General features: G+C 44.5%; 19 protein-coding genes, 3 tRNA genes, 3 rRNA genes and 1 other RNA gene. 22 read left to right on the forward strand and 4 right to left on the reverse strand.

Annotation, left to right across the window (positions count from 1 at the left end):
- Positions 1-66: 66 nt before the first annotated feature.
- Positions 67-159 (forward strand) — tRNA-Ser (locus NSU16_RS00095).
- 114 nt (positions 160-273) lie between these two features.
- Here the strand turns inward: NSU16_RS00095 and dck are convergent.
- The 4 genes from dck to NSU16_RS00115 form a co-directional block, all read right to left on the reverse strand.
- Positions 274-927, reverse strand: a complete 654-nt coding sequence (gene dck / locus NSU16_RS00100) for a deoxyadenosine/deoxycytidine kinase (protein ID WP_029441179.1) — start codon at positions 925-927, stop codon at positions 274-276.
- The gene (dgk, locus tag NSU16_RS00105; RefSeq protein ID WP_010332739.1) at positions 924-1547 is read right to left on the reverse strand and encodes a deoxyguanosine kinase; all 624 of its coding nucleotides are present in this window, start codon (positions 1545-1547) and stop codon (positions 924-926) included. The genes dck and dgk overlap by 4 nt, the downstream gene beginning before the upstream one ends.
- Positions 1548-1645: 98 nt before the next feature.
- On the reverse strand, positions 1646-2935 hold the full coding sequence (locus NSU16_RS00110) for a glycoside hydrolase family 18 protein (protein WP_081720751.1): 1290 nt from the start codon (positions 2933-2935) through the stop codon (positions 1646-1648).
- Positions 2936-2991: 56 nt separating this feature from the next.
- Positions 2992-3543 (reverse strand): isochorismatase family cysteine hydrolase, encoded by a 552-nt coding sequence (locus NSU16_RS00115; RefSeq protein ID WP_339191846.1) that lies wholly within the window; start codon positions 3541-3543, stop codon positions 2992-2994.
- A gap of 83 nt (positions 3544-3626) precedes the next feature.
- On the opposite strand from NSU16_RS00115, the gene tadA reads away from it, so the two are divergent.
- From tadA to ricT, 21 genes are all read left to right on the forward strand, one after another.
- Entirely contained in the window at positions 3627-4112 is a 486-nt protein-coding gene (gene tadA / locus NSU16_RS00120; protein WP_339191847.1) for a tRNA adenosine(34) deaminase TadA, read from the forward strand.
- Positions 4113-4194: 82 nt separating this feature from the next.
- An RNA gene (ffs, locus tag NSU16_RS00125) (signal recognition particle sRNA large type) lies at positions 4195-4459 on the forward strand.
- A 128-nt stretch (positions 4460-4587) separates the two neighbouring features.
- Positions 4588-6282 (forward strand): DNA polymerase III subunit gamma/tau, encoded by a 1695-nt coding sequence (gene dnaX, locus NSU16_RS00130; protein WP_339191848.1) that lies wholly within the window; start codon positions 4588-4590, stop codon positions 6280-6282.
- A 23-nt stretch (positions 6283-6305) separates the two neighbouring features.
- Positions 6306-6629: a YbaB/EbfC family nucleoid-associated protein gene (locus tag NSU16_RS00135; protein WP_010332744.1), complete on the forward strand. Its 324-nt coding sequence runs from the start codon at positions 6306-6308 to the stop codon at positions 6627-6629.
- Between the two features lie 14 nt (positions 6630-6643).
- Positions 6644-7240, forward strand: coding sequence for a recombination protein RecR (gene recR, locus NSU16_RS00140; protein ID WP_003242386.1), 597 nt, complete (start codon positions 6644-6646; stop codon positions 7238-7240).
- A gap of 18 nt (positions 7241-7258) precedes the next feature.
- Entirely contained in the window at positions 7259-7483 is a 225-nt protein-coding gene (locus tag NSU16_RS00145; protein WP_010332745.1) for a YaaL family protein, read from the forward strand.
- Between the two features lie 66 nt (positions 7484-7549).
- A complete protein-coding gene (bofA, locus tag NSU16_RS00150) occupies positions 7550-7813 on the forward strand; it encodes a sigma-K factor-processing regulator BofA (RefSeq protein WP_010332746.1) in 264 nt (87 codons plus the stop codon).
- A gap of 247 nt (positions 7814-8060) precedes the next feature.
- A 16S ribosomal RNA gene (locus NSU16_RS00155) occupies positions 8061-9610 on the forward strand.
- A 101-nt stretch (positions 9611-9711) separates the two neighbouring features.
- A tRNA-Ile gene (locus NSU16_RS00160) sits at positions 9712-9788 on the forward strand.
- Between the two features lie 12 nt (positions 9789-9800).
- A tRNA-Ala gene (locus NSU16_RS00165) sits at positions 9801-9876 on the forward strand.
- Between the two features lie 81 nt (positions 9877-9957).
- A 23S ribosomal RNA gene (locus NSU16_RS00170) occupies positions 9958-12885 on the forward strand.
- Positions 12886-12938: 53 nt separating this feature from the next.
- Positions 12939-13054, forward strand: a 5S ribosomal RNA gene (gene rrf, locus NSU16_RS00175).
- The 16S, 23S and 5S rRNA genes sit together here with 2 tRNA genes alongside, the layout of an rRNA operon.
- Before the next feature lie 180 nt (positions 13055-13234).
- Positions 13235-13429: a sigma factor G inhibitor Gin gene (locus NSU16_RS00180; RefSeq protein ID WP_024123601.1), complete on the forward strand. Its 195-nt coding sequence runs from the start codon at positions 13235-13237 to the stop codon at positions 13427-13429.
- A gap of 143 nt (positions 13430-13572) precedes the next feature.
- A complete protein-coding gene (locus NSU16_RS00185; protein WP_339192616.1) occupies positions 13573-14187 on the forward strand; it encodes a 5-bromo-4-chloroindolyl phosphate hydrolysis family protein in 615 nt (204 codons plus the stop codon).
- Between the two features lie 18 nt (positions 14188-14205).
- Positions 14206-15363 (forward strand): toxic anion resistance protein, encoded by a 1158-nt coding sequence (locus NSU16_RS00190; protein WP_268506006.1) that lies wholly within the window; start codon positions 14206-14208, stop codon positions 15361-15363.
- A gap of 84 nt (positions 15364-15447) precedes the next feature.
- Positions 15448-16887, forward strand: a complete 1440-nt coding sequence (locus NSU16_RS00195; protein ID WP_339191849.1) for an aminotransferase class I/II-fold pyridoxal phosphate-dependent enzyme — start codon at positions 15448-15450, stop codon at positions 16885-16887.
- The gene (tmk, locus tag NSU16_RS00200) at positions 16884-17522 is read left to right on the forward strand and encodes a dTMP kinase (RefSeq protein WP_326331339.1); all 639 of its coding nucleotides are present in this window, start codon (positions 16884-16886) and stop codon (positions 17520-17522) included. The genes NSU16_RS00195 and tmk overlap by 4 nt, the downstream gene beginning before the upstream one ends.
- A gap of 74 nt (positions 17523-17596) precedes the next feature.
- On the forward strand, positions 17597-17926 hold the full coding sequence (gene darA, locus NSU16_RS00205; RefSeq protein ID WP_003218295.1) for a cyclic di-AMP receptor DarA: 330 nt from the start codon (positions 17597-17599) through the stop codon (positions 17924-17926).
- A gap of 12 nt (positions 17927-17938) precedes the next feature.
- Complete coding sequence (locus NSU16_RS00210; protein ID WP_010332684.1) at positions 17939-18379, forward strand: YaaR family protein; 441 nt, start codon at positions 17939-17941, stop codon at positions 18377-18379.
- A gap of 11 nt (positions 18380-18390) precedes the next feature.
- The gene (gene holB, locus NSU16_RS00215; RefSeq protein WP_339191850.1) at positions 18391-19380 is read left to right on the forward strand and encodes a DNA polymerase III subunit delta'; all 990 of its coding nucleotides are present in this window, start codon (positions 18391-18393) and stop codon (positions 19378-19380) included.
- 2 nt (positions 19381-19382) lie between these two features.
- The gene (ricT, locus tag NSU16_RS00220) at positions 19383-20210 is read left to right on the forward strand and encodes a competence/sporulation regulator complex protein RicT (RefSeq protein WP_010332686.1); all 828 of its coding nucleotides are present in this window, start codon (positions 19383-19385) and stop codon (positions 20208-20210) included.
- The last annotated feature ends 14 nt before the right edge of the window (positions 20211-20224 follow it).

The raw sequence follows: 20224 nt of genomic DNA on the forward strand, positions 1-20224 counted from the left end.
AAAAAAAGTTTTTAAAAATGCTTGACCATCACAAAACATTCATGATATAGTAAGTCTTGTCGACACGGAGGAATACCCAAGTCCGGCTGAAGGGATCGGTCTTGAAAACCGACAGGGGTGTCAAAGCCCGCGGGGGTTCGAATCCCTCTTCCTCCGCCATATTGATTTTAATTCTAATGAAACTCAAGCATATATTGGAGATTGTTTTGTCCGTTGCACCTTTTGCAACGGATTTTTTAATATCATAAAAAAGTGAATCTCAGGTCATGAGATTCACTTTTTTTTCGTTTCATGAATGACAGTTGCAATTTGATCAACAATGTTCTCGATAGAACTTTCATCATTCTTCAGATCATAATCCTCAATACGGATTTTCAGGACAGGACAGGCGTTAAAACCGCTGATCCAGTTTTCGTAACGTGTGTGCATTTCTTCCCAATAAGACCGGTCTGTTTGAAGCTCCATTTCACGTCCGCGTTCTTCAATACGGGCTAATATGTTTTCCAGATCGCCTTCTAAATAGATCAGCACATCAGGATGCGGGAAATACGGTGTCATGACCATTGCTTCAAACAGGCTTGTATACGTTTTATAATCAATCTTTGACATCGTCCCTTTGTCAGCGTGCATTTTTGCGAAAATCCCAGTATCCTCATAAATAGAACGATCCTGTACAAACCCTCCGCCGGCTTCAAAAATATTTTTCTGTTCTTTGAAACGTTCAGCTAAGAAATAGATTTGCAGATGGAAGCTCCAGCGTTCAAAATCATGATAGAATTTTTCTAAGTAGGGGTTATGATCGACTTCTTCAAGAGAAGTTTTAAAGCCAAGCCGTTTAGCCAATGCTCTTGTTAAAGTTGATTTCCCGACACCTACTGTTCCTGCTACTGTAATGATTGAATTCTTAGGGATATGATGTTCTTTCATTTTATAAGCTCCTTTACATGGGCGGCAATACGTTCAAAATCGCTCTTATTCAAAACGAAATCCTTTGAATCGCCATCTATTGTTAACACCGTAAGACCTGGATCTGCTTCCTGCAGCTGCTTGATGGCGATGTCATAATCTGCGATCAGCTGTTCCAAATAGCTGGTTTCAATTTTTTTCTCAAAGGGGCGCCCGCGTTTTTCAATGCGGTGTAACAATGTGGGCAGACTTGCCTTTATGTAAATGATGACATTTGGCTTTGGAAGATCATCGGTAAGAAGATGATAAATCTTTCTGTATTTGTTGAGCTGTTGTTCAGATAGCGTTCGTTCCGCAAAAATCACATTTTTATAAATGTGATAATCAGCTATTACAGGCTGTCCTTCATTTAAAAAGTGAAGGCTGGTATCCTCAAGCTGTTTGTATCTGTGACAAAGAAAAAACATCTCAAGCTGGAAGCTCCATTCCTCTATATTGTCATAAAACTTATCAAGGTATGGGTTATCCTCAACAATCTCACTGATCATAGGGAATCCAAGCTCTTGTGAAAGCATCGTCGCGAGCGTTGTTTTTCCTGCCCCGATAGGACCTTCAACTGCGATAAAAGGGGCTGTATTCATTGGAATCCTCCTTATTTCTAAAAAACGTCCGTCAATTGCTGACCTTCATATTGTATCACAACCCTTGGATTCCCCTATGAAAAAAAGACGTTTCCAAATTAACGGAACGTCTTTTTGACAACTTGAAATTGATCAGAAAGCAGCAGCCAGTTTTGAGGAAAGGAAAGTCCCAGCTTCCAATAACTAATGCCTCTTAAATTCAGCTCTTTAATCAGATTGAATTTGGCTTGGATCGATCGGGCATCCTCAAACCATACCTCATGCCTTCTGTTTTCTGCATCAGTATAGCGAAAGAAAGGGGCTTGAGCGGTTTCGTCATACTGGATGTCGGCATTGTTTTGATCAGCTATGACAATGGCTTGCTGAGGGCTTATCGCTCTTGCCGGATTTCCTCCTGCTGTATAAGGCAGTGTCCAGTCATACCCATATAAATTCTGTCCCATGACAATTTTATTCGCAGGCATTTCTGTCAAAGCATATTCTATGACGTCTCGAACAGGCCCAATTGGAGAAACAGCTTGAGCTGGCCCGCCGCTATAGCCCCATTCATATGTCATGAGGACAACAAAGTCGACAATTTGGCCATGGGCTCTGTAATCATGAGCTTCATACCATCTCCCCTGCTGTGTTGCACTTGTTTTAGGGGCAAGCGCCGTAGAAATTTCTAAGCCTTCTCGATGGAAAAGATCCCTTGCCTCGCGGAGAAATTGATTATATGCCTCTCTATCCTGGGGCCGTAAGTATTCAAAGTCAAAATGAATAGCACGGAAGCCATATCTTCTGGCATTCTCGACTATTTCATTCAAAAGTCTTCTTTTCACAGTATTGTCGTTCAAAAGGATCCGGCCGAGCTCATCGCTGAATGCCTGGTTTTCTAGGTTTGTTATAATCATCATCATTGTCGTGTCTTGATTCTCTGCAATGCTTCTTAAATTCGTTAAAGGCGGTGCGACTAAGGTACCATCACGCTGTGCCTGGAAACTGAATGCGCCAAGGTACGTTAAGTAGGGCGACGCTTCTCTGGCCGCCTGCTGGAGATTTTCGCTGACTTGATTTCCGCGGGGCTCCAAATAAGCACTTGATTCGATGTCTCGTTTAGGAACTGGAGGAATGTATAAACGGAAACCAATCTGCAGTACGGTATTTAACTGGATGCGGTTCACCCTGGCAAGCTCGGCTGCTGTCGTATTGAATTGCCGTGCGATGGATGTCAGGGTATCGCCTTGTTGAACATCATAAAACTGGCCAGCTATTGGAATGACAATGGTTTGTCCGACAACAAGGCTGCCGGGATTCGGTATTTCATTCGTTTCTGTAATTTCATTTACAGTTGTTCTGTATTGTGAAGCGATAGCAGTAAGAGTGTCACCTTGTTTCACTACATAAATTTGAATGAAAAACGCCTCCTTTCATATCGCTACAATGTATGAAAGGAAAGCGCTAATCATGTTTGTTTTTCAGTAATTTGTTCTTCCGTTTTAATTTCTGCGAAAAGAACATTTTCCATCATAGTTAGGGCAAATTCATTATCCTTATCGCTGTTAGAAGCAATGCAGTCCTTAGGTATCGTAATGCTGTATTCTCTCATGTAAGCATCATTAGCAGTGAATAGCACGCATATATTCCCCGCTATACCTGTTAAGACAATGCGTTTCACCTGTAATTCAGTAAGGAGGGTATGGAGGGCTGTTTCATAAAAAGCGGAGTGTTTCGGTTTGATTAGAAAATAGTCGGCATCCTCGGGTGATATCTTTTCAATAATGGCCTTGCTCTTCTCGTTTTCACATTCTTGCTGGATATTTTGGATATCCGCTTGCCAAAGCCCGTAATGATCATTAATGTATATAATCGGCCAGTCATTTTGTCTCGCGTGCTTTTTTAATGATAAAATGTGAGGAACGATTTTTTCTGTTTTGTTGGCGAGGCTTTCTCCCATATCGAATTCAAAATTATTGATCATGTCGACAATGAGAAGAGCTGTGTCTGCTTTAGACATCGACAGTCTCCTTTCTGTTTAAGTTATAATTAATATGTAGCCTTTTTAGGTAAGGAAAAAACTTTGAAAAGAGAGCTAACCTTATGAATCAAGATGAACTTTATATGAAAGAAGCAATAAAAGAAGCGAAAAAAGCTGAAGCGAAAGGCGAGGTGCCGATCGGCGCTGTGCTTGTCTTGAATGATGAAATCGTGGCACGCGCGCACAATTTAAGAGAAACAGAGCAGCGGTCTATCGCTCATGCGGAAATGCTTGTGATTGATGAAGCGTGCAAGTCACTTGGAACATGGAGACTGGAGGGGGCAACTCTTTACGTTACCCTTGAGCCTTGTCCGATGTGTGCTGGAGCCGTCGTGCTTTCACGCGTGGAAAAAGTGGTGTTTGGCGCTTTTGATCCAAAAGGAGGCTGTTCAGGCACGTTAATGAACCTTCTTCAGGAAGAACGCTTTAATCATCAGGCTGAAGTGGTGAGCGGTGTGCTAGAGGAAGAATGCGGAGGAATGCTCAGTGCATTTTTCAGAGAGTTGAGAAAAAAGAAGAAAGCTTCTAGGAAAAACTTGTCTGAGTAGTAAGGTTGCAATTTTTAGGGGAAAAGGATATACTTATGTGTGCATCGTCATAGATGCGACAAAAAATTTGATATTTATTTTGCCGTGCTAAGCGGGGAGGTAGCGGTGCCCTGTACCCGCAATCCGCTCTAGCGGGGCCGAATCCCTTCTCGAGGTTCGTTTACTTTAAGGTCTGCCTTAAGTAAGTGGTGTTGACGTTTGGGTCCTGCGCAATGGGAATTCATGAACCATGTCAGGTCCGGAAGGAAGCAGCATTAAGTGAAACCTCTCATGTGCCGCAGGGTTGCCTGGGCCGAGCTAACTGCTTAAGTAACGCTTAGGGTAGCGAATCGACAGAAGGTGCACGGTAAATCAATCATCAAATTTTCAAACTCACCTAATATTAGGTGAGTTTTTTGTTATGTAAAAGAGCTTTTGGAATCGATACACGGTTCATGTATAATGGGAATGATGAATAACGGAGGAGGGCGCACCCGTGAGTTACCAAGCTTTATATCGAGTATTCAGGCCTCAGCGCTTTGAAGATGTGGTTGGACAAGAGCACATTACAAAAACGCTGCAAAATGCCCTTTTGCAAAAGAAATTTTCTCATGCTTATCTGTTTTCCGGGCCAAGGGGTACGGGAAAAACCAGTGCGGCCAAAATATTTGCCAAAGCTGTCAACTGTGAACACGCTCCTGTTGATGAGCCATGTAACGAATGTGCTGCCTGTAAAGGGATAACAAACGGGTCCATATCCGATGTCATAGAAATTGATGCCGCTTCTAACAACGGTGTTGATGAAATTCGTGACATCCGCGACAAAGTGAAGTTTGCCCCGTCGGCCGTCACATATAAGGTATATATCATAGATGAGGTGCATATGCTGTCTATCGGCGCCTTTAACGCGTTATTAAAAACGTTAGAAGAGCCGCCTGAGCATTGTATTTTCATTTTAGCAACAACAGAACCGCACAAAATTCCTTTAACCATTATATCCAGATGTCAGCGTTTTGACTTCAAGCGAATTACATCCCAAGCGATTGTCGGACGTATGAACAAAATAGTTGATGCTGAAGAGCTGCAGGTTGAAGAAGGAGCGCTCGACATTATTGCGAGTGCTGCAGATGGCGGTATGAGGGATGCTTTGAGCCTTCTTGATCAGGCAGTCTCATTCAGCGTTGACGAGCTAAAAGTTGATGATGCGCTTCTGATTACCGGAGCCGTTTCTCAGTTATATATAGGAAAGCTTGCGCAATCTCTGCATGAAAAACATGTTTCTGAAGCTTTGGAAACATTGAATGAGCTGCTTCAGCAAGGGAAAGACCCGGCGAAGCTGATAGAGGATATGATTTTCTATTTCAGAGACATGCTGCTGTTCAAAACAGCTCCTGGCTTAGAGGGTGTACTGGAAAAAGTAAAAGTCGATGAAACGTTCCGAGAATTGAGTGAACAAATTCCGACTCAGGCGATATATGAAATGATCGATATCCTGAACAAGAGCCACCAGGAAATGAAATGGACGAACCATCCCCGTATCTTCTTTGAGGTGGCTGTGGTGAAGATTTGTCAGACGTCTCATCAACCAGCTGCTGCGGATCTGCCTGAAGTTGATATGCTGATGAAAAAGATCCAGCAGCTTGAGCAAGAAGTAGAACGGCTCAAAACCACCGGCGTAAAAGCAGCGGCGGAAAGTCCGAAAAAAGAGGGACCGCGTGCGCCAAAAGGCGGAAAATCCAATTACAAAGCGCCGGTAGGCAGAATTCATGAGATTTTAAAGGAAGCAACGAGGACGGACCTTGATCAGCTCAAAAGCAGCTGGGGCAAGCTTCTGGCTCATTTGAAACAGCAAAACAAAGTATCTCATGCTGCGCTGCTGAATGACAGTGAACCTGTGGCTGCAGCTTCTACAGCATTTGTACTGAAATTCAAATATGAAATACATTGTAAAATGGTCGCGGAGGATAACAACGGAGTCCGGACTAATCTTGAACAGATTTTAGAATCAATGCTCGGTAAAAGAATAGATTTGATTGGCGTTCCAGAAGCACAATGGGGTAAAATAAGAGAAGAATTTTTAGTAGATCATCAGCAGGAAAATGAAGGATCAAATGAACCGGCTGAAGAAGATCCGCTTATTGCCGAGGCGAAAAAGCTTGTCGGAGCGGATTTAATTGAAATAAAAGACTAACAATATGAAAGAGAGTGAATGCTATGCGTGGCGGAATGGGAAATATGCAAAAAATGATGAAGCAAATGCAAAAAATGCAAAAGGATATGGCCAAGGCTCAAGAAGAGCTTGCAGAAAAGGTAGTTGAAGGAACTGCAGGCGGCGGTATGGTAACAGTAAAAGCAAACGGGCAAAAAGAAATTCTGGATGTCATCATTAATGAAGACGTAGTTGACCCGGAAGATATCGAAATGCTTCAGGATTTAGTGCTTGCTGCAACAAATGAAGCCTTGAAAAAAGTTGACGAGATCACAAACGAAACAATGGGTCAATTTACAAAAGGAATGAACATGCCAGGTTTGTTCTAGGGGGATAAAAGAAAATGCAATATCCTGAACCAATATCAAAGCTGATCGACAGCTTTATGAAATTGCCAGGGATCGGACCGAAAACAGCGGTTCGTCTGGCTTTTTTTGTTCTAGGTATGAAAGAAGATGTGGTATTAGATTTTGCGAAGGCATTGGTAAATGCGAAACGCAATCTGACATATTGTTCAGTTTGCGGGCATATTACAGATCAGGACCCTTGTTATATATGTGAAGATACAAGAAGGGATAAGTCCATTATCTGTGTTGTGCAAGACCCTAAGGATGTTATTGCTATGGAGAAAATGAAAGAATACAACGGACAGTATCATGTTCTCCACGGCGCCATTTCCCCAATGGACGGCATCGGACCAGAGGATATAAAGATACCAGAATTGTTAAAACGATTACAGGATGATCAAGTGACAGAAGTGATTCTCGCAACAAACCCTAATATAGAAGGGGAAGCAACAGCGATGTATATATCAAGGCTCTTGAAGCCATCTGGTATTAAGCTCTCCCGTATTGCCCACGGACTGCCCGTCGGCGGTGACTTGGAATATGCTGATGAGGTCACTCTTTCTAAAGCACTTGAAGGAAGACGTGAATTGTAAGGGAGGAAAAAGCGATCCATGGGTTTTCTTCGCAAGAAAACATTGAGAAGAGAGTTTGATGAAAAACTAATCGAGCAGCTTTTTAAGCAAAAGGAAGAGTGGAATAGGCAAAAGAAGCTGGTCGAGAAAAGCCTTGAGCCATCAGCTGAGGTTTTATGCGAGCTGAAAGTAGCTGAAGCGAAATATTTTTTTTACTTGAGGGAAGCGAAACAGCGAAATTTGACAATCAGCCGGTGGAAGTAAGTGGTCTAAACTCCTGGATCTTCTCATAAGCTTGTACTAGAACAAGCGAAGGGGATGAGAAGATTCATGGAGCCTATTTTCATTATAGGGATTATTTTAGGACTAGTTATTCTTCTGTTTTTATCAGGTTCACCTGCAAAGCCGCTAAAGTGGATTGGTATAACTGCTGTTAAATGTGTAGCGGGTGCTTTGTTGTTGGTATGTGTGAACATGTTCGGAGGCAGCCTTGGCATCCATGTGCCGATTAATATTGTCACAACAGCCATAAGCGGAATTTTGGGCATACCGGGAATAGCAGCGTTAGTAGTGATTAAGCATTTTATTGTTTAATTCATATTATATGTTGACTTTAAGACGTAAGGGTGTTATTCTAATATACGTCGCTGATGATGGATAAGCTTTTTAAAGAAATTACGAAAAAAAGTTGTTGACGGAAACAGCAGAAAATGTTATGATAATAAAGTCGCTTAAAGAGTGATTGCAAAGTTCTTTGAAAACTAAACAAGACAAAACGTACCTGTTAATTCAAGTTTTATTATAAAATCGCACAGCGATGTGCGTAGTCAGTCAAACTACTTTATCGGAGAGTTTGATCCTGGCTCAGGACGAACGCTGGCGGCGTGCCTAATACATGCAAGTCGAGCGGACAGATGGGAGCTTGCTCCCTGATGTTAGCGGCGGACGGGTGAGTAACACGTGGGTAACCTGCCTGTAAGACTGGGATAACTCCGGGAAACCGGGGCTAATACCGGATGCTTGTTTGAACCGCATGGTTCAAACATAAAAGGTGGCTTCGGCTACCACTTACAGATGGACCCGCGGCGCATTAGCTAGTTGGTGAGGTAACGGCTCACCAAGGCAACGATGCGTAGCCGACCTGAGAGGGTGATCGGCCACACTGGGACTGAGACACGGCCCAGACTCCTACGGGAGGCAGCAGTAGGGAATCTTCCGCAATGGACGAAAGTCTGACGGAGCAACGCCGCGTGAGTGATGAAGGTTTTCGGATCGTAAAGCTCTGTTGTTAGGGAAGAACAAGTACCGTTCGAATAGGGCGGTACCTTGACGGTACCTAACCAGAAAGCCACGGCTAACTACGTGCCAGCAGCCGCGGTAATACGTAGGTGGCAAGCGTTGTCCGGAATTATTGGGCGTAAAGGGCTCGCAGGCGGTTCCTTAAGTCTGATGTGAAAGCCCCCGGCTCAACCGGGGAGGGTCATTGGAAACTGGGGAACTTGAGTGCAGAAGAGGAGAGTGGAATTCCACGTGTAGCGGTGAAATGCGTAGAGATGTGGAGGAACACCAGTGGCGAAGGCGACTCTCTGGTCTGTAACTGACGCTGAGGAGCGAAAGCGTGGGGAGCGAACAGGATTAGATACCCTGGTAGTCCACGCCGTAAACGATGAGTGCTAAGTGTTAGGGGGTTTCCGCCCCTTAGTGCTGCAGCTAACGCATTAAGCACTCCGCCTGGGGAGTACGGTCGCAAGACTGAAACTCAAAGGAATTGACGGGGGCCCGCACAAGCGGTGGAGCATGTGGTTTAATTCGAAGCAACGCGAAGAACCTTACCAGGTCTTGACATCCTCTGACAATCCTAGAGATAGGACGTCCCCTTCGGGGGCAGAGTGACAGGTGGTGCATGGTTGTCGTCAGCTCGTGTCGTGAGATGTTGGGTTAAGTCCCGCAACGAGCGCAACCCTTGATCTTAGTTGCCAGCATTCAGTTGGGCACTCTAAGGTGACTGCCGGTGACAAACCGGAGGAAGGTGGGGATGACGTCAAATCATCATGCCCCTTATGACCTGGGCTACACACGTGCTACAATGGACAGAACAAAGGGCAGCAAAACCGCGAGGTTAAGCCAATCCCACAAATCTGTTCTCAGTTCGGATCGCAGTCTGCAACTCGACTGCGTGAAGCTGGAATCGCTAGTAATCGCGGATCAGCATGCCGCGGTGAATACGTTCCCGGGCCTTGTACACACCGCCCGTCACACCACGAGAGTTTGTAACACCCGAAGTCGGTGAGGTAACCTTTATGGAGCCAGCCGCCGAAGGTGGGACAGATGATTGGGGTGAAGTCGTAACAAGGTAGCCGTATCGGAAGGTGCGGCTGGATCACCTCCTTTCTAAGGATATTTACGGAATATAAGACCTTGGGTCTTATAAACAGAACGTTCCCTGTCTTGTTTAGTTTTGAAGGAACTTTGTTCCTTGAATAAGTTAAGATGGGCCTGTAGCTCAGCTGGTTAGAGCGCACGCCTGATAAGCGTGAGGTCGGTGGTTCGAGTCCACTCAGGCCCACCATCTTATACAAATGGGGCCTTAGCTCAGCTGGGAGAGCGCCTGCTTTGCACGCAGGAGGTCAGCGGTTCGATCCCGCTAGGCTCCACCAACGTGTTCTTTGAAAACTAGATAACAGTAGACATCACATTCAATTAGTAACACAAGATATCACATAGTGATTCTTTTTAACGGTTAAGTTAGAAAGGGCGCACGGTGGATGCCTTGGCACTAGGAGCCGATGAAGGACGGGACGAACACCGATATGCTTCGGGGAGCTGTAAGCAAGCTTTGATCCGGAGATTTCCGAATGGGGAAACCCACCACTCGTAATGGAGTGGTATCCATATCTGAATTCATAGGATATGAGAAGGCAGACCCGGGGAACTGAAACATCTAAGTACCCGGAGGAAGAGAAAGCAAATGCGATTCCCTGAGTAGCGGCGAGCGAAACGGGATTAGCCCAAACCAAGAGGCTTGCCTCTTGGGGTTGTAGGACACTCTATACGGAGTTACAAAGGAACGAGGTAGATGAAGAGGTCTGGAAAGGCCCGCCATAGAAGGTAACAGCCCTGTAGTCAAAACTTCGTTCTCTCCAGAGTGGATCCTGAGTACGGCGGAACACGTGAAATTCCGTCGGAATCCGGGAGGACCATCTCCCAAGGCTAAATACTCCCTAGTGACCGATAGTGAACCAGTACCGTGAGGGAAAGGTGAAAAGCACCCCGGAAGGGGAGTGAAAGAGATCCTGAAACCGTGTGCCTACAAGTAGTCAGAGCCCGTTAACGGGTGATGGCGTGCCTTTTGTAGAATGAACCGGCGAGTTACGATCCCGTGCAAGGTTAAGCAGAAGATGCGGAGCCGCAGCGAAAGCGAGTCTGAATAGGGCGCATGAGTACGTGGTCGTAGACCCGAAACCAGGTGATCTACCCATGTCCAGGGTGAAGTTCAGGTAACACTGAATGGAGGCCCGAACCCACGCACGTTGAAAAGTGCGGGGATGAGGTGTGGGTAGGGGTGAAATGCCAATCGAACCTGGAGATAGCTGGTTCTCTCCGAAATAGCTTTAGGGCTAGCCTCAAGGTAAGAGTCTTGGAGGTAGAGCACTGATTGGACTAGGGGCCCCTACCGGGTTACCGAATTCAGTCAAACTCCGAATGCCAATGACTTATCCTTGGGAGTCAGACTGCGAGTGATAAGATCCGTAGTCGAAAGGGAAACAGCCCAGACCGCCAGCTAAGGTCCCAAAGTATACGTTAAGTGGAAAAGGATGTGGAGTTGCTTAGACAACCAGGATGTTGGCTTAGAAGCAGCCACCATTTAAAGAGTGCGTAATAGCTCACTGGTCGAGTGACTCTGCGCCGAAAATGTACCGGGGCTAAACGTATCACCGAAGCTGCGGACTGTTCTTCGAACAGTGGTAGGAGAGCGTTCTAAGGGCTGTGAAGCCAGACCGGAAGGACTGGTGGAGCGCTTAGAAGTGAGAATGCCGGTATGAGTAGCGAAAGAGGGGTGAGAATCCCCTCCACCGAATGCCTAAGGTTTCCTGAGGAAGGCTCGTCCGCTCAGGGTTAGTCGGGACCTAAGCCGAGGCCGAAAGGCGTAGGCGATGGACAACAGGTTGATATTCCTGTACCACCTCCTCACCATTTGAGCAATGGGGGGACGCAGGAGGATAGGGTAAGCGCGGTATTGGATATCCGCGTCCAAGCAGTTAGGCTGGGAAATAGGCAAATCCGTTTCCCATAAGGCTGAGCTGTGATGGCGAGCGAAATTTAGTAGCGAAGTTCCTGATTCCACACTGCCAAGAAAAGCCTCTAGCGAGGTGAGAGGTGCCCGTACCGCAAACCGACACAGGTAGGCGAGGAGAGAATCCTAAGGTGATCGAGAGAACTCTCGTTAAGGAACTCGGCAAAATGACCCCGTAACTTCGGGAGAAGGGGTGCTCTGTTAGGGTGAAAGCCCGAGAGAGCCGCAGTGAATAGGCCCAGGCGACTGTTTAGCAAAAACACAGGTCTCTGCGAAGCCGTAAGGCGAAGTATAGGGGCTGACGCCTGCCCGGTGCTGGAAGGTTAAGAGGAGCGCTTAGCGTAAGCGAAGGTGCGAATTGAAGCCCCAGTAAACGGCGGCCGTAACTATAACGGTCCTAAGGTAGCGAAATTCCTTGTCGGGTAAGTTCCGACCCGCACGAAAGGCGCAACGATCTGGGCACTGTCTCAACGAGAGACTCGGTGAAATTATAGTACCTGTGAAGATGCAGGTTACCCGCGACAGGACGGAAAGACCCCGTGGAGCTTTACTGCAGCCTGATATTGAATGTTGGTACAGCTTGTACAGGATAGGTAGGAGCCTTGGAAACCGGAGCGCCAGCTTCGGTGGAGGCATCGGTGGGATACTACCCTGGCTGTATTGACCTTCTAACCCGCCGCCCTTATCGGGCGGGGAGACAGTGTCAGGTGGGCAGTTTGACTGGGGCGGTCGCCTCCTAAAAGGTAACGGAGGCGCCCAAAGGTTCCCTCAGAATGGTTGGAAATCATTCGCAGAGTGTAAAGGCACAAGGGAGCTTGACTGCGAGACCTACAAGTCGAGCAGGGACGAAAGTCGGGCTTAGTGATCCGGTGGTTCCGCATGGAAGGGCCATCGCTCAACGGATAAAAGCTACCCCGGGGATAACAGGCTTATCTCCCCCAAGAGTCCACATCGACGGGGAGGTTTGGCACCTCGATGTCGGCTCATCGCATCCTGGGGCTGTAGTCGGTCCCAAGGGTTGGGCTGTTCGCCCATTAAAGCGGTACGCGAGCTGGGTTCAGAACGTCGTGAGACAGTTCGGTCCCTATCCGTCGCGGGCGCAGGAAATTTGAGAGGAGCTGTCCTTAGTACGAGAGGACCGGGATGGACGCACCGCTGGTGTACCAGTTGTTCTGCCAAGGGCATCGCTGGGTAGCTATGTGCGGACGGGATAAGTGCTGAAAGCATCTAAGCATGAAGCCCCCCTCAAGATGAGATTTCCCATTCCGCAAGGAAGTAAGATCCCTGAAAGATGATCAGGTTGATAGGTCTGAGGTGGAAGTGTGGCGACACATGGAGCTGACAGATACTAATCGATCGAGGACTTAACCTAATTTCTAATGATGTCACATCTGTTATCTAGTTTTGAGAGAACACTCTCAATTGTTTGGTGGCGATAGCGAAGAGGTCACACCCGTTCCCATGCCGAACACGGAAGTTAAGCTCTTCAGCGCCGATGGTAGTCGGGGGTTTCCCCCTGTGAGAGTAGGACGCCGCCAAGCAAGGGTAAAACCCAGCTCTTTGAGCTGGGTTTTTTGTTTGTCCATGTACAAGTGAAATCGAAACTATACAAACACCGACAGCTTATATAGCCCATATACTGATCTCAAGATTCCAAAAGATCTAAATAATGTATACAATATCAGGTTTCAGGAAAGGCTAATTGTACGGAGGTGGGGACGATGGACGAAACGGTTAAACACCATCAAACATGTATTATATGCGAACAAGAGAAAAGCAGAGGGATTCATCTTTATACAAAATTCATATGCTTAGATTGTGAGAGAAAAGTAATTTCTACAGCAACTTCCGATCCTGACTATGCCTTTTATGTTAAGAAACTAAAGAGCATTCATACACCGCCATTATACTCTTAGACCTGAGAAGGTCTTTTTTTGTGCCATTTTTCACTTTATATAAAGGCAATGGATACGATAAAAGAACATGAAACTTGTTTAGGGACTGAACGTAGTAGATAATAATGTTAAATATGAAATACTCACAGGAGTCGATGATGTTGATGCATAGAATTCTTCAATTTTTGATATGGAGTTTCACAAGCAGTGCGACTTTTGTTTTCATAGGGTTTTTGAGTTTTTTTGGTTTTAACCAAACACTTTTTTTATCTTTTGTATATGGCGTCTCATCAGCAGCTCTCGTATACACAGCGGGTTTGTGGAATTCTAGGCGGTTATTTCTTAAAAGACATGAACTGACGGGAAGAGAATATGCGTACATTAAGAAAAATCTTGAGGAAGCAAGACAAAAGATAATCCGTCTAAGAAAAGCCTTATTTCAAGCGAAAAATATCCAGATGTTTAAGCAAAATGCAGAAATGCTTAGACTTGTGAGAAGGATCTATATGTTAACCAAAAAAGAGCCAAAACGGTTTTATCGGGCTGAGCGTTTCTTTTATCAGACTCTAGATTCTGTTGTGGAACTGACGGAGAAATATGCTTTTCTTTCTTCTCATCCGAAAAAAAACAAAGAACTTTCGATGTCTTTGAGTGAAGCACGTATCACACTTGCTGAATTGACGAAGCGTTTAGAAGAAGATTTAACTCAATTAATGGGCGACGAAATTGGTGAACTGCAATTTGAATTAGATGCAGCAAAGCATTCTTTGAAAAAATAGTGGAAGGGAGCAAGGACGGTGAATAAAGATCGAAGTGACCTTCAAATAGACGGAGTGTTGGCAGACCCTTTTGGAGATATCAAAATACCAAAGGGGGAGGCTGTTGAATCAGAGAAGCAGCCAGTGCGTCTTGTCGATGTTCTGCCTGAAGAAAACAAAGAAAAAGCATACCAGTTGTCTCAACAGATCGATCATAACAATATGAACAGTATTGTCTTGTACGGCTCACAAGCCCAGTCTAAGCTGCTGAATTTTTCTCATACGATGATTGATCATGTTCAAAAGAAGGACGTCGGCGAAATCGGTGAAATCCTTGGTGAACTGATGAAAAAGCTGGAGCAAGTAAACCCAGATGAACTGCAGACTAAGAAAAAAGGTTTCTTGGCACGCATGTTTGGGAAAGTGTCTCATTCTCTTCAGGAGGTTCTGTCAAAGTATCAAAAGACCAGTGTGCAGATAGACAGAATCAGTTTAAAACTTGAGCATTCAAAACATGCATTAATCAGTGATAATAAGCTGTTAGAGCAGTTATATGATAAAAACAAAGAATATTTTTCTGCACTGAATGTTTATATTGCTGCTGGTGAATTGAAGCTTGATGAATTAAGAACGAAAACAATTCCTGAACTGAAACGACAGGCCGAATCAAGCGAACATAATCAAATGGCCGTTCAAGAAGTAAACGATTTGATCCAGTTTGCTGACCGATTGGATAAAAGGGTGCACGACTTGCTATTGAGCAGGCAAATTACTATACAAAGTGCTCCGCAAATCAGGTTAATTCAAAATACGAATCAGGCATTAGCTGAAAAAATCCAGTCATCCATAGTAACTGCAATCCCCCTTTGGAAAAACCAAGTAGCGATTGCATTGACACTTTTACGGCAGCGAAACGCTGTGGATGCACAGCAAAAAGTATCCGATACAACCAATGAACTTTTGCTAAAAAACGCGGAGCTTTTAAAAACCAATACGATTGAAACAGTGAAAGCAAATGAACGAGGGCTTGTTGATATTGATACCTTAAAGAAGGTACAGGAAAGCTTAATCAGTACGCTTGAAGAAACGCTGACGATTCAAGAAGAAGGGCGGATCAAACGCCGACAGGCTGAAGAAGAGCTCATGATGATGGAAGGCGATTTGAAGCAAAAGCTGCTCGCGATAAAGGAAAGGTAGTTTACCAGTAAGACTTAGCTTTAAGTTCTGTCATAGGAACGATATAATAAAGAGTAAGAATACACATTCAAAAGGATTGTTTTAATGAACACACCTTTATATCATGCACTGATTCAACATGCGAGAAGGAATTCTCATTCATTTCACGTTCCGGGACATCACAATGGAGATGTCTTTTTTGATGAGGCTAAGACCATATACAACCCGCTTCTTACAATTGATCTGACTGAGCTATCGGGGCTTGATGATTTGCATCATCCTTCAGGAGTAATTAAGGAAGCCCAAGATCTTGTCAGCCAATTGTATGGAGCGGCAGAAAGTTTTTTTCTTGTAAACGGCACGACTGTCGGCAACTTAGCGATGATTTTATCAGTTTGTGATCCTGGAGATACGATCCTGATCCAAAGAAACTGCCATAAATCTGTCTTTCATGCTGTTGATTTGGCTGGAGCTGAGCCGGTTTATCTCGCACCTGACATTGATGAATTCATGCATGTGCCTACGCATGTTCCGCTTGATACGATAAAAGAAGCTCTAAAGGCATATCCACATGCGAAGGGACTGGTGCTGACCAATCCGACTTATTATGGACATAGCGCGGATTTGACTGAAATCATTTCAGAGGCCCATCAATACGGGATTCCTGTGCTGGTGGATGAAGCGCATGGCGCGCACTTTGTTTTAGGGGAGCCTTTTCCGGCTTCAGCGTTGCAAATGGGAGCAGATATTGTTGTCCAGTCGGCGCACAAAACGCTGCCTGCCATGACGATGGGGTCTTATTTGCACCTCAATAGCAACAGGATTGAACGAAACAGGGTAGCGGATTACTTGAATCGTTTACAAAGCAGCAGCCCGTCTTATCCGATAATGGCTTCATTGGATCTTGCTCGCGCTTATGTGCAGCATATGATAGAGGAACATAAGCTTTCTGACGTTCTGCAGCATATTCAATCGATTAAACAAACGTTTGATTCACTTACATATGCTGAAACGGTTGAACCGGCCAATCAACGGCTTTCCACTGATCCGCTGAAGCTCACCATTCGTTCCAAATGTGGCCATTCAGGTTTTACACTGCAAAAAATATTAGAGCGTGTCAACATATTCACAGAGCTTGCCGATGAAAATCAGGTTTTGCTTGTTCTCCCTTTGGGAGGAAAACGGAGAATCGATGCGGAAACAATTAAGAACATTGATCATGAGATCGAAAAGACTCCATCTGATCAGATAAATGTTTCAGCAGAATGGGTAGCACAGCCTATTACTGTCTTGCCTTATCAAAGAAAGGTTTTAAACACGTTACAGAAAGAATATGTGAATTTCAATGAAGCGGCAGGCCGGCTGAATGCAGAGGATGTTATACCTTATCCGCCGGGAATTCCGATGATTATGGCAGGCGAAAGAATCACAAGAGAAAGCGTGCAAAAGCTCAGCCGCTTGATCAGCATGAAAACGCATGTTCAAGGGAATATGAAAATCAATGAGAAGCAATTACTTGTTTATATAGAAGAGGAGAAATCATGAGCGGTTTATTTATTACATTTGAAGGTCCTGAAGGCGCGGGAAAAACAACTGTATTACAGGAAATGAAAAAGATACTGACAGCAGAGGGCCTTCAGGTTACAGCAACACGGGAACCAGGCGGCATAGATATCGCAGAACAAATTCGAGAAGTTATTCTAAACGAGAACAACACGTTAATGGATCCAAAAACAGAAGCTCTCTTATATGCAGCTGCAAGACGTCAGCATTTAGTTGAAAAAGTAAAACCTGCTTTAGAGCAGGGGAATATTGTACTTTGTGACAGATTCATTGACAGTTCACTCGCATACCAAGGATATGCAAGAGGCCTTGGGATTGATGAGGTTCTTTCGATTAACCAATTCGCCATTGGGGATATGATGCCTCATGTCACAATATATTTTTCAATTGATCCGGAAGAGGGCCTGAAGCGTATTGATGCGAACGACTCTCGGGAGAAAAATCGGCTCGATCTGGAAAAGTTGAGCTTTCATACAAAAGTTCAGGAAGGTTATCGGGAGCTGATGAAGCGTTTTCCAGAAAGATTCCATTCAGTTGATGCCGCTCAATCGAAAGACCTCGTTGTTCAGGACGTTCAAAAGGTTATCAATGAAGCGTTGAAAAAAATTCAATTGTGACCTGTTTCTCATTAGTTGATATAATAATGTAAACGAGATCATTGTTGTTTCCAATCTAAAGGAGGCCTTTACAGATGAAATTAATAGTGGCAGTTGTACAAGATCAGGACAGCAACCGACTTTTGAAAACTTTAACAGATCACAACTTTAGAGTCACAAAGCTTGCGACGACAGGAGGATTTCTTAAATCAGGCAATACAACGTTTATGATTGGTGTCGAGGATATACGCGTCGATAAAGCATTGAGTCTCATTAAAGAAAACGGACAGAAACGTGATCAGATGATTGCTCCTGTATCTCCAATGGGCGGAAATGCTGATTCATATGTCCCTTATCCAGTCGAAGTTGAAGTTGGCGGAGCGACAGTATTTGTCCTTCCAGTCGATGAATTTCATCAATTTTAAGGATTTGAAACTGTGAAAATCAATAAAGATATACGCACATTTATAGATAATAAGCAGCTTCCTTCTATGAAAACAGCTGAGATTTCAGCATCTTTTAAAACATCAATGGAGAACCAAAGCAGCAAATTAAAGTTTGATCAGCTGACCAGGCTGTTAACAGACATAGAAGCATTTGGGAAAAGACTGACGAAATCAAGGAATTTTAAAGACTTGGCAAGATTTAAAGGGCTTGTGAAACGTTTTGTCAAAGAAGCTGTTGACAGCGGTCTTTCACATGAGACGTCGAAAAGCTTTGATCTTTACGGAAACAGCAGAACACTGGGACTTGTGAAAGAAATAGACGAGAAATTGATAAAGCTTACAGAAGAGATGATGGATCTGGAAAAACCGGCAATTGATTTGCTGGAGCGTATTGGCGAAATAAAAGGTTTATTAATTAACCTTTACACATAGAGAGTGATACAATGGCAATATCCTGGAAGGAAATGACCGAGCTTCAGCCCAGAGTAATGAAGCTTTTATATAATAGTATTGAGAAGGACAGATTATCACACGCTTATTTATTTGAGGGCAAAAAAGGAACAGGCAAGCTGGAGGCCGCAATGCTTCTTGCGAAAAGCTTTTTTTGTCTGGAAGCCGGAGCAGAGCCTTGTGAGAACTGCAGAAATTGTAAGCGGATTGAGTCGGGGAACCACCCTGATCTCCATCTGGTCCAGCCTGATGGGTTATCGATTAAAAAGGCACAAATTCAAGCGCTGCAAGAAGAGTTTTCAAAAACAGGGCTTGAATCGCATAAAAAGCTGTATATCATATCACATGCAGATCAAATGACGGCTAATGCCGCAAACAGCCTGCTGAAGTTTTTAGAGGAACCGAACAGAGACACAATGGCCATCCTTATCACTGAGCAGCCTCAAAGGTTAATGGATACCATCATTTCAAGATGCCAAACCCTTCCTTTTCAGCCTTTGCAGCCCAAAGCAATTGAAGACCGACTGATAGAACAGGACGTCTCGCCTTATATGGCGAGGCTCCTGGCGAACATGACCAACAATGTAGCAGAAGCAGTCGAATTAAGTCGAAATGATGAGTTTGCAGAGTCTAGAGCGAAAGTGATAAAATTGTATGAAGTCTTACACCAGCGGAAAGGACATGCCTTTTTCTTTATTCAAGATCAATGGATGCCCTTTTTCAAAGAAAAAACCCATCAAGAAATGGGTCTTGATATGCTCTTATTGATATATCGCGATGTGTTGTCCATCCAAATAGGAAATGAAGATAAATTGATTTATCAAGACTTATTCCAATCAATAAAACAGCATGCGCTACAATCAACACAACAAAGCGTTACGAACCAGATACTTGCTGTTTTAGAAGCAAAGAAACGGCTTCATTCCAATGTGAATGTGCAGGGACTAATGGAGCACTTGGTGTTAATGTTGCAGGAGGGATAAGCTTGTACAATGTAATTGGCGTCCGCTTTAAGAAAGCGGGTAAAATATATTATTTCGATCCGAATGGATTTCATATAGAACAAGACAGCTGCGTCATTGTAGAAACTGTCAGAGGCGTTGAGTACGGCCAGGTTGTTGTCGCGAATAAACAGGTGGATGAGCATGATGTTGTGCTTCCGCTCCGTAAAGTGATACGCGTGGCTGACGAGCGCGATCTTCTCATTGTAGAAGAAAATAAACAAGAAGCTTTATCAGCATTTGAAATATGCCAAAAGAAAGTAATAGATCACGGCTTGGATATGAAGCTGGTCGATGTGGAGTTTACGTTCGACCGCAATAAAGTAATTTTTTACTTCACTGCTGACGGCCGAGTAGACTTTAGAGAACTTGTAAAGGATTTAGCCTCCATCTTCAAAACAAGGATTGAGCTTCGCCAAATTGGAGTGAGAGATGAGGCAAAAATGCTCGGAGGAATTGGCCCTTGCGGCAGAATGCTTTGCTGTTCAACATTCCTCGGAGATTTTGAACCTGTGTCTATTAAGATGGCGAAGGATCAGAACCTATCTTTAAATCCAACAAAGATTTCTGGTCTTTGCGGACGTCTGATGTGCTGTCTGAAATACGAAAACGATGAGTATGAGACTGCAAAGGAACAGCTTCCGGATATAGGGGAAATGATTACGACAGCAAACGGGCCTGCGAAAGTCGTCGGGCTGAATATTCTGGAACGGGTGCTTCAGGTGGAACTGATGAACCGTGAAAAAGTGATAGAATATACTTGGGAAGAGCTCTTGGAAGAGGGCGTCGTATCCGCACAAACCACAGATTAACGAGGTGTGGAACC

The sequence above is a fragment of the Bacillus sp. FSL K6-1003 genome, from assembly GCF_037964945.1.
Taxonomy (GTDB): Bacteria; Bacillota; Bacilli; order Bacillales; family Bacillaceae; genus Bacillus; species Bacillus mojavensis.